Below are 8,819 nucleotides of genomic sequence, written 5' to 3'. Positions count from 1 at the left end.
GGATAATCTTTTTCAGATTCAATCAATAATTGAACCGCTCTATCTCTGATTTCAGGGGTGTATTTTACTTTTTTCATCGGGACATTCTCTCAAGAAAAGTGGTCTCCGACAAACCCGGTACGGTTCACCCATTCAAATGTATCTTAAAGACCCTACAAGACAAAAAAGTACAACTGTAGTTGTGGAAAGCACGGGTTTATCGACATCAAAACTTTTTGAGGTTTTAGCTTTTAAGTGGTCTCAAGATAATAAAGGTGAAGATATATTGATCGAAGATGAATCGATCTTATTTAACCCTAAAATTTTTGAACTTAAGCCTGAGTCAAAGCAGTTGGTGCGTGTTGGATTTACTCAGCCACCAGTATTGGCAACTGAAGGTACGTGGCGAGTCATCTTTAAAGAAGTAACGCCAGTTGCTGAAAACACAGCGATTAACTTTTTATTTAACTTTTCATTGCCTTTATTTGTGGGACCTCAAGCAGACCCTAAACTTTCAGTTAATTTGAAAAAGGCAGATGTATCACAAATAATCTATGTTGAAAATAAGGGGAGCTCTCATGTTAAGTTGACTGAGTTACAGGTTATAGATGCTAAAGGTATAACGATGACCAAAATGGCACTAAGCCAATATGTGCTTGGTGGTAATACTATTGAAATACCATTAGAAGGTTTTAAAACTAATGGTGAAATTAAAATTAAAATTAAAACAGAAGATGATGAGAAATACTTAGAATTTATGATCAAAGGGTGATGCTATGATAAAAAGAAATTTTTTTTTATTTATGGTTGTTACTGTAAGCCAAGTGAGCTTAAGTGCTGAAGTGCTTACACCAACGTCAGACCAGCAGCTCAACACAGCCATTGTCAATATTTGGGTCAATGGTGTGGACTATGGAGTGGAAAGTGTTGCTTTTGATCGTTTAGGAAAAAAATTTATTGAATGTACAGCATTATCAAATATTGGAATTGTGGTTGAAAAGTTAGAAAAGGACAGTGTTAAAAAAGATTTTTGTAGTTTGGCAAGCCCTTCCATTACCTTCACTGAAGATCCATCACTCCAGAGCTTAAATATTACCATTCCCGCTGAGTACTTCGCCAATTCGAGCAATAATTTTGTGTACAACACGCCGAGTAAAGCAAGCTTTGGTGGATTTTTAAATTATAGCTTGTTGTACTCACGTGATGAGGTTGAAGAAGAGTTTAATACCTTAGCAGAGCTTGGTATTTTTAAAGATTATTGGTTATTTAAAAATTCATTTATTTATAGAAATAATCCTCTTGATACTGAGAGTAAATTTCTCAGGGTTGAAAGTGTATTTGAATTAGAATTCCCTGATAAATTTTGGCGTTTGACATTAGGAGATAACACGACATCTTTAAACAGTTTAAATAATTCATTTCGCTTTGGTGGGCTTAGTTTTGGAACCAATTATATCGCACGCCCAGACTTTGTGTACTGGAATAGCCCAACATTACAGGGGAGTGCTGCAGTACCTTCAACGGTTGATTTATATTTGAATGGAGTCAATCTGTATCGAGAAAATGTTGGACCTGGAAATTATTCACTACCAACCAGTGGTTTATTAAATAAATCAGGAAATGCACAAATTGTTGTAGAAGATATTCTGGGTAATCGGACTGTTCGAAATTTTCCTATATATATTAATAACCGTTTGTTAAAGCCAAAGTTGGATGAATTTAATAGATCTCTTGCGAAAGTCATTATTGAAAATTTATCCGGTTTACCAGTGCAGCGATTAAGTTAATGCGTAAACCGAATCTTTTCCGTCTATTTCGATAGCGTTCACTTAATATTCTAAATGTCTTCAATTGACTATTGATGTGTTCGATCACAACTCGTATTTTTCCAATCATTTTATTGTACTTTTTCTCAACATCAAATAAGGGTATATTCTTCTTTTTCTTTATTGGCATCAATAATTTAAAGCCATCTTGCTCTAATCCGTAGTACCCTAAATCGGTCATAACATATTCACAATGTTTGAATTTCTTAACCGTTTTTCTTGCCAGTTTAATGTCATGCTGACTGCCATTCGATATATCTAGCCCTATGATTTGTTTGCTCTTCGGATGATAGATCACTTGTGCTTTTAGCGTATGTTTCTTCTTTTTACCACTGTAGAACTTACTCTGATTTTTTTTTCGGGCGTTCTATTGAACATTCTGTCGCATCGATAATGACCCAGTTAAAGTGTTCGTCTGCTGTGGTAATGCTTCGTTTTGGCAGAGTAAAACATCTTGATTTCATCAATGCATCTTCAACCTTTTTAATGGTTCGATTCACATTACTTTCAGCGATATGGTAGTGTGCCGCCAATTCCAGTTGAGTACTGTAGTTGCGTAAGTAATTGAGCGTTAATAACAACTGATCCTCTATAGCTAAAGTATGAGGACGACCTGATTTCTTTTTGAGTGATTCTGCTTTTTCTAAAACCTCTACCATTTCGGTAAAAACTGGTCGAGGTACGCCAACCAAGCGTTTAAATTCAAAATCTGAAAAACGGTTTAAGTTCTGATATCTCATGAAACTTAGATTGAGGTGGTTTTTACTTTCGCAAGAGATCTAATATTTCTATAGGTAAACTTCGGTACGGATATGATGAAGTGGAAAGTGATTATCGAGATTTTTTTACTAAGCTTTTATATCGTAGAGGAATTAATGATTACTCGACGCTTGGTACGGATATGCTATATAGCGATAAAGTCCAAAATGTGAGTTTATTGTGGACTCAAGCCATTAAGAATTATGTTTTATTAGATACGATATTATCAGGAAGTAACGCAGATGATAATAATGGTTATGCAGCTTCTTTAGGAATAAGTCGTGACTTTGCTTGGTGGTCTGTGGGTATGCAAAGTCAAATATATTCAAAAGAATATAGGTATTTAGATCTTGAGGATACTCTAACGTATAAAAAAATGACCAATCTATTTTATTTGACTCTTACAAATCTTAATTATTTGGATAGTGTAGGATTAAATTATATTGATCAGACTTATTATAACAATGATGAAGTGAGTCTTGATGATCGTAAAGTGCTTAATCTGAGTTTAGGTAAGAGATTGACACCGAAGTTAGATGTCGCTTTTGGATATTTTAAAGATTTTGGTGGGGATAGCGATTCAGGATTTAATATTGTCTTTAACTATGATTGGGGTGATCGACGTCGGCTAACTTTGGATCATTATACACAAAATGAAAGTACCCGTTTGAACTATTCTCGAACCACAATTGGTCAAGAAGGGTTTGATTATACCGTGGGTGTTAACCATATGGATAATGAGGTGAATTTAAATGGATACGGACTGTGGAAAACAAATGTTGGTGATTTGAGGCTCTCGCATGATGAATATAGTGATGGACGATTAAGTCAAGTGAATTTTAATGGCGCATTGGTTTGGTTGGGTAATCAGGTTGCTTTAACTAAATATGTTAATAATTCATTTGCTTTGTTAAATGTAAGTGATCATGCAGATTTAGATATTTACCGTTCTTCATCTTTGATTGGGAAGACCAATCAGAAAGGATATATGTTTGTACATAATATTATTCCATATATTCAATATGACTTATCTTTTGATCAGAACCAATTAAATATGGATGAAACTTTTGATTATGCTTCGAAGAAAATAGTTGGTTTAGATCAGCGAGGGTATAAAGTTAATTTCCCAATTTATCAAACTAAGCGAATAGCAGTTCGTTTAATTGATGCACAAAGGCAACATTTGGTTCGTGGTGCTCAAGTCGTCGTCAACGATAAAACTGCAGAACCATATTTTGTAGACAGTAAAGGAATGGTCTATGTTTATGTAACTCAAGCAGCAGCATATAAATTTTTTGTAAATTTACAAGGAGGTCAAACTTGCCAAGCAGATGTGGTTATTTCGCAAAAGCAATTCCTAGACCCGGAACACGAGATTTTGGATGTTTTATGTAAATAGGTGAATTATGAAAAAATATATAATATTGGTGTTGAGTGCGTGGATGGCAACATCAGCACAAGCAACACAACAATGTGCAATTGATGGTTTTTTAAACTCAAATATGCGATTAAGTAGTTATAGGCATAGTCAAGCTGCAACTTCATTTAATGTGCGTTGTGATCAAGGTTATTCGATTGTTTTTAACAGCGAAAACCTTACCAATGCAAGTGGAACAAGCTATGTTTCCAATGGTCCTTATAAGTTGCGGACCCAATTAAATTTGCAAGGTGCTGGGCAAAATTTATGGGGGGTTCAATTAAGACAAGCACCATCTGAAAGACAGAAATATGTAATTGCCGTTCAACTGCAAGATAATCCCTATAATGGTGTGCCTGCAGGTGTGTATAAAGATAGAGTTTCTGTTGATATAATTTTTTAAAGAGAATGGATATGCAGTATTCATTATTTTAGTCCAAGATTTCATATGTGACTCTTGGACTTTTTATTTATAAGTATGTTAATAAGCGGGTTTTCATTAATTTATTGTGGTCATAAAATATTCACATGTGTGTTCTAAGATTGAATAAAATATAACGATATAAGAGTGTTTAATGAATCTGCTCAATTATCCAACGCAGTTTGAACAACGATCGAATAAATTATTCAAATTTTCTTTCAAAAATCAGAACCTCAATCCTAAATTTCAACATAACTATTCAATTCAAACACTAATCCGGCCCCCTCTAAAAATCGCCATTGTTACAGATACGTGGGCGCCAGAAATTAATGGTGTTGCACATTCTTTATTGCAACTGTGTAAGGGCTTGCAGCAACAAGGCAACTCAATATTTTTAATACGTCCTGAACAGTCCGAAAGTTGTCAGGATTTCAAACCTGATCAAGAGTGTTTGGTTCGAGCGCAGTCGATTCCTAGATATTCAGGTTTACAATTTGGCTGGCCGCAATTGATCAAGCTGAGTAAAGCTTTAAAAAAAGCCCAAGTCGACATTGTGCATATAGTCACTGAAGGGCCTTTGGGATTTGCTATGCTTCAACTGGCGCGTTCTTTACAGATTCCTGTGTCCAGTGGTTTTCATTCGGCCTTTCATGATTTTAGTCGATTCTTTGATTTAGCGTTTTTAATGAAGCCTGTACAACATTATTTACGATGGTTTCATAACAATACTCAACTCACCTGTGTCCCGAGCCAAGATACTGCAGATGCCCTGCATCGATTAGGTTTTAGTTGTCCATTGGTGGTGGTGGGGCGTGGTGTGGACCATAGTCGATTTTCTCCCTCACATTATCGAGCAGATCTGAGACAACAGTGGCAAGCAGATGAACATACCCGCGTGATGCTGTATGTCGGTCGGCTATCTCCTGAAAAAGAAGTGGATGTTTTAATTTCTGCCTATCGTTCGATGTTGGCTATGGATGCACGAACGAAATTGGTCATTGTGGGTGATGGGCCTGATCGTGAACGACTAATGCAACTGGCAAAATCCCTAGATGTTATTTTTATGGGAAGTTTAAGTGGTCAGGCTTTATCGGAAGCCTATGCCAGTGCGGATGTTTTTGTTTTCGCAAGTCAGGTTGAGACCTTTGGTAATGTGGTTTTGGAGGCGATGGCTAGCGGATTGCCTGTGATTGCATATAATGCTGCATGTGCCCAACTGCACGTGAGAAATCAGCAAACGGGATGGTTATGTCATTTATCTCGAACCGATGAATTTATACGTCTTATGCAGCAATTGCCGCAACGCGCTAAATTAAAAACCATGGGCATCGAGGCGGCAAAAGACGCTGCTAAAATTGGATGGCAATATCCCGTACAGCAATTTGAGCAAGCGCTATATCGCGTGGTGGATCAAGCCATGATGAGCCAATGGAGCTAGCGCTATTGGTTATATACTGGTTGAGCATCCTCATAACCAATATTCATTGAACTGTCATCAAAGCATCATTGCACTGTCAAAAAGACAACTTAAGCTGAGTCAAACACAGAACTAAACTTGTAAAAATAACAACACAAATCTAGCTCAACCCCAACATAGTCAGACTTTGACTGTAGATAGGAGATTAGCGATGAATTTTAAAAATGCAAAAACAAGAATGCTGCATCTCGATTTAAAAGGCTGTATTTATCTCAATCATTTTTCACATCAACAAGTTGTGGCTGACATATTTAAAATGGTGAGTCGACTTGGTGATGGTGTGTTTTGGTATGTCATGTTGGCGACGTTTTGGATCGTGCAGGGCATGTCTTACAGTGTACAAATCGTCTATGTATTACTGGGTGGTTCCGTCGGGACCTCGATCTATAAACTCCTCAAAAAGAAAACTGTGCGCCCAAGACCGTATCAAGTGCATCAAGTGATTCGCTTAGGTGAACGCCCTCTAGATCATTTTAGTTTTCCATCGGGGCATACTCTACATGCGGTTATGGCAACAACAGTGCTGGGCTATATTCAACCCATGTTGTTGGTCTTAATGTTGCCCTTTAGCTTATTGGTGGCATTATCTCGCATGATCTTAGGTTTGCATTACCCGAGTGATGTTGCTGTCGGTGCTGCTATAGGTGCTGCAGTGGGTGCGGCGATTATTCTCTGTGCACCTCTTTTGGGTTTGGTTTTATAGTTTGATGTGGACACCACAATTGCAAAATCTGGTAATAAAAAAATTAAAAGGGTTTATCACGTCGAATTGCTGAAATTTGTTAAAGTAAGCCATCATTCTATAGACGATGTTAGGAAGACCCATGGGTTTACGCTGGACAGATACCATTGATATCGCAATTGAGCTGTATGAAGCTCACCCTGATGTTGATCCGCAATGGATTCGCTTTACTGACCTACATGCATGGGTATGTGCATTGCCAAATTTCACTGATGACCCAGAAAAGTCGACTGAAGGTCTGCTTGAGGGAATTCAGATGGCCTGGATTGATGAGGCAAGTTAATCCCTACATCGAAAAAAGCAATTTTTTTGTATAGCAAAAGCAGAAAATAGCGCATTATTCGGTATAATGCGGCAAATTTTTCACGTCAAATTGACTTAAGGAGCCTCTCATGGCTATTGAACGTACTTTATCTATCGTTAAACCAGATGCAGTTGCTAAAAACCACATCGGCGACATCTTTGCTCGTTTCGAAAAAGCTGGTCTTCAAATCGTTGCAACTAAAATGAAACACTTGACTCAAGCTGAAGCTGAAGGCTTCTACGCTGAGCACAAAGAACGTGGTTTCTTTGCTGACCTAGTTGCATTCATGACTTCTGGTCCAGTTGTAGTTTCAGTTCTTGAAGGCGAAAACGCAGTTCTTGCTCACCGTGAAATCCTTGGCGCAACTAACCCTAAAGAAGCTGCTCCTGGTACTATCCGTGCAGACTTCGCTGTAAGCATCGACGAAAACGCTGCTCACGGTTCTGACTCTGTAGCATCTGCTGATCGTGAAGTTAACTACTTCTTCGCTCAAACTGAGATCGCTCCACGTACTCGTTAATTCGAAGTATTCAAACCAGATAAGTGGTATACTGCTTGTCTGGTTTTTTTATTCTCTGAATAATTCTTTGCTCAATAACTGAGCTTCTCCTTTGATCTTTAGACATGGTTTAGGTAATTACACATGAGTACTGAAGTAGTCGCTACATCAGCTGTTTCTGATGCACAGCAACAATCTCCATCCGCTCCGACGCAGCAAAATACTGTGGAGAAAGTGAATTTACTGGGCATGTCACGTCCGCAAATGGAAAAATTCTTCGAAGAAATGGGAGAGAAAAAGTTCCGTGCTGGGCAGGTGATGAAATGGATTCATCAGTTCTTCGTGACTGATTTTGCTGAAATGACCAATATTTCTGGCAAATTGCGTGAAAAACTAGAAAAGATTTGTGAAATTAAAGCGCCTGAAGTGGTGCATAAAAATTACTCAAAAGACGGTACTCGTAAATGGGTGTTCCGTGTAGGCGATGGTGCAGGTTCATTGGTTGAAACTGTGCTGATTCCTGCGGAAGATAAAACCGGCGCACGTAAGACCTTGTGTATTTCGTCACAAGTGGGCTGTGCTCTGGACTGTTCATTCTGTTCAACTGGGAAACAAGGTTTCCAACGTGACTTGAGCCAAGCTGAAATTATTGGACAGCTTTGGATGGCAAACTTCTCTTATATGGAAGATGTGCCAGTTGCGGATCGTGAACGTTCAGTGACCAATGTGGTGATGATGGGCATGGGTGAGCCACTATTGAACTATGATGCTGTATTGAATTCAATGCGAATCATGTTGGATGATTTTGCGTATGGTATGTCGAAGCGTCGTGTGACTTTATCAACCTCAGGTGTGGTGCCTAAAATTGATCAATTGGCACAAGACATTGATGTAGCCTTGGCAATTTCACTCCATGCGCCAAATGATGAACTACGTAACGAACTTGTTCCGATCAATAAAAAGTATCCGTTGGAACAATTGATTGCTGCTTGTCAGCGTTATATCGCCAAAGATGGTAATGAAAGTTCGCGTAAACACGTGACCATCGAATACGTGATGTTAGATGGTGTAAATGACCATCCTGAACATGCACAGCAAATGTTAAAGCTGTTGAAAAACCTACCAAGCAAAATTAATTTAATTCCGTTTAACCCGTTCCCGCATGCGCCATATGGTCGTTCAAGCCGTAACCGTATTATTTCTTTCCAAAAAACTTTGTCTGATGCCGGTTTTGTGTGTACGATTCGTCAGACACGTGGTGATGATATCGACGCTGCGTGTGGACAACTCGTGGGGCAAGTTGCTGACCGTACTCGTCGTGCGGAGCAATGGAAAAAGAAAGTTGCGCAGCAAAATGAGATACTGCGCTCACAAGGATAATAAAGAGGCAGCCAA

General features: G+C 38.4%; 10 protein-coding genes. 9 read left to right on the top strand and 1 reads right to left on the bottom strand.

The window, feature by feature from the left end; genetic code table 11:
• Positions 1 to 136 precede the first annotated feature (136 nt).
• The gene (locus FTU17_RS10290; protein ID WP_180135370.1) at positions 137 to 751 is read left to right on the top strand and encodes a molecular chaperone; all 615 of its coding nucleotides are present in this window, start codon (positions 137 to 139) and stop codon (positions 749 to 751) included.
• Positions 752 to 755: 4 nt separating this feature from the next.
• Positions 756 to 1,766 carry a hypothetical protein gene (locus FTU17_RS10285; protein ID WP_180135368.1) on the top strand — a complete coding sequence of 337 codons (1,011 nt, stop codon included), beginning with the start codon at positions 756 to 758 and terminating at the stop codon, positions 1,764 to 1,766.
• On the opposite strand, the gene FTU17_RS10280 is transcribed toward FTU17_RS10285, so the two are convergent.
• Positions 1,723 to 2,545 (bottom strand): IS5 family transposase gene (locus FTU17_RS10280; RefSeq protein ID WP_180135366.1). Its coding sequence is split into 2 segments (ribosomal slippage): positions 1,723 to 2,163 and positions 2,165 to 2,545, totalling 822 coding nucleotides; the frame shifts between segments, so codons are not numbered across the junction. The genes FTU17_RS10285 and FTU17_RS10280 overlap by 44 nt on opposite strands.
• 80 nt (positions 2,546 to 2,625) lie before the next feature.
• Here FTU17_RS10280 and FTU17_RS10275 point away from each other — a divergent pair.
• The 7 genes from FTU17_RS10275 to rlmN all read left to right on the top strand — a co-directional run bounded on the left by FTU17_RS10275 (position 2,626) and on the right by rlmN (position 8,804).
• Positions 2,626 to 3,963: a fimbria/pilus outer membrane usher protein gene (locus tag FTU17_RS10275; RefSeq protein ID WP_373684067.1), complete on the top strand. Its 1,338-nt coding sequence runs from the start codon at positions 2,626 to 2,628 to the stop codon at positions 3,961 to 3,963.
• Positions 3,964 to 3,970: 7 nt separating this feature from the next.
• Positions 3,971 to 4,384 (top strand): hypothetical protein, encoded by a 414-nt coding sequence (locus tag FTU17_RS10270; protein WP_180135364.1) that lies wholly within the window; start codon positions 3,971 to 3,973, stop codon positions 4,382 to 4,384.
• 172 nt (positions 4,385 to 4,556) lie between these two features.
• The gene (locus tag FTU17_RS10265) at positions 4,557 to 5,840 is read left to right on the top strand and encodes a glycosyltransferase family 1 protein (RefSeq protein ID WP_180135362.1); all 1,284 of its coding nucleotides are present in this window, start codon (positions 4,557 to 4,559) and stop codon (positions 5,838 to 5,840) included.
• A gap of 190 nt (positions 5,841 to 6,030) precedes the next feature.
• Positions 6,031 to 6,582 (top strand): phosphatase PAP2 family protein, encoded by a 552-nt coding sequence (locus FTU17_RS10260; RefSeq protein ID WP_180135360.1) that lies wholly within the window; start codon positions 6,031 to 6,033, stop codon positions 6,580 to 6,582.
• A 121-nt stretch (positions 6,583 to 6,703) separates the two neighbouring features.
• Positions 6,704 to 6,904: a Fe-S cluster assembly protein IscX gene (gene iscX / locus FTU17_RS10255; protein WP_078189615.1), complete on the top strand. Its 201-nt coding sequence runs from the start codon at positions 6,704 to 6,706 to the stop codon at positions 6,902 to 6,904.
• Positions 6,905 to 7,013: 109 nt separating this feature from the next.
• On the top strand, positions 7,014 to 7,445 hold the full coding sequence (gene ndk, locus FTU17_RS10250) for a nucleoside-diphosphate kinase (RefSeq protein ID WP_004697669.1): 432 nt from the start codon (positions 7,014 to 7,016) through the stop codon (positions 7,443 to 7,445).
• 123 nt (positions 7,446 to 7,568) lie between these two features.
• Positions 7,569 to 8,804: a 23S rRNA (adenine(2503)-C(2))-methyltransferase RlmN gene (gene rlmN / locus FTU17_RS10245; RefSeq protein WP_078189613.1), complete on the top strand. Its 1,236-nt coding sequence runs from the start codon at positions 7,569 to 7,571 to the stop codon at positions 8,802 to 8,804.
• The last annotated feature ends 15 nt before the right edge of the window (positions 8,805 to 8,819 follow it).

Source organism: Acinetobacter sp. YH12070 (genome assembly GCF_013419625.1).
GTDB classification, from domain to species: Bacteria; Pseudomonadota; Gammaproteobacteria; order Pseudomonadales; family Moraxellaceae; genus Acinetobacter; species Acinetobacter amyesii.
Note: the sequence above shows the minus strand (reverse complement) of the source record. Positions and strands in the feature narration are given on the sequence as shown.

Bases quoted from the DNA above. Each gene is read 5' to 3' on its own strand.
- FTU17_RS10290 (WP_180135370.1), top strand. From the start codon at position 137: ATGTATCTTAAAGACCCTACAAGACAAAAAAGTACAACTGTAGTTGTG.
- FTU17_RS10285 (WP_180135368.1), top strand. From the start codon at position 756: ATGATAAAAAGAAATTTTTTTTTATTTATGGTTGTTACTGTAAGCCAA.
- FTU17_RS10270 (WP_180135364.1), top strand. From the start codon at position 3,971: ATGAAAAAATATATAATATTGGTGTTGAGTGCGTGGATGGCAACATCA.
- FTU17_RS10265 (WP_180135362.1), top strand. From the start codon at position 4,557: ATGAATCTGCTCAATTATCCAACGCAGTTTGAACAACGATCGAATAAA.
- FTU17_RS10260 (WP_180135360.1), top strand. From the start codon at position 6,031: ATGAATTTTAAAAATGCAAAAACAAGAATGCTGCATCTCGATTTAAAA.
- iscX (WP_078189615.1), top strand. From the start codon at position 6,704: ATGGGTTTACGCTGGACAGATACCATTGATATCGCAATTGAGCTGTAT.
- ndk (WP_004697669.1), top strand. From the start codon at position 7,014: ATGGCTATTGAACGTACTTTATCTATCGTTAAACCAGATGCAGTTGCT.
- rlmN (WP_078189613.1), top strand. From the start codon at position 7,569: ATGAGTACTGAAGTAGTCGCTACATCAGCTGTTTCTGATGCACAGCAA.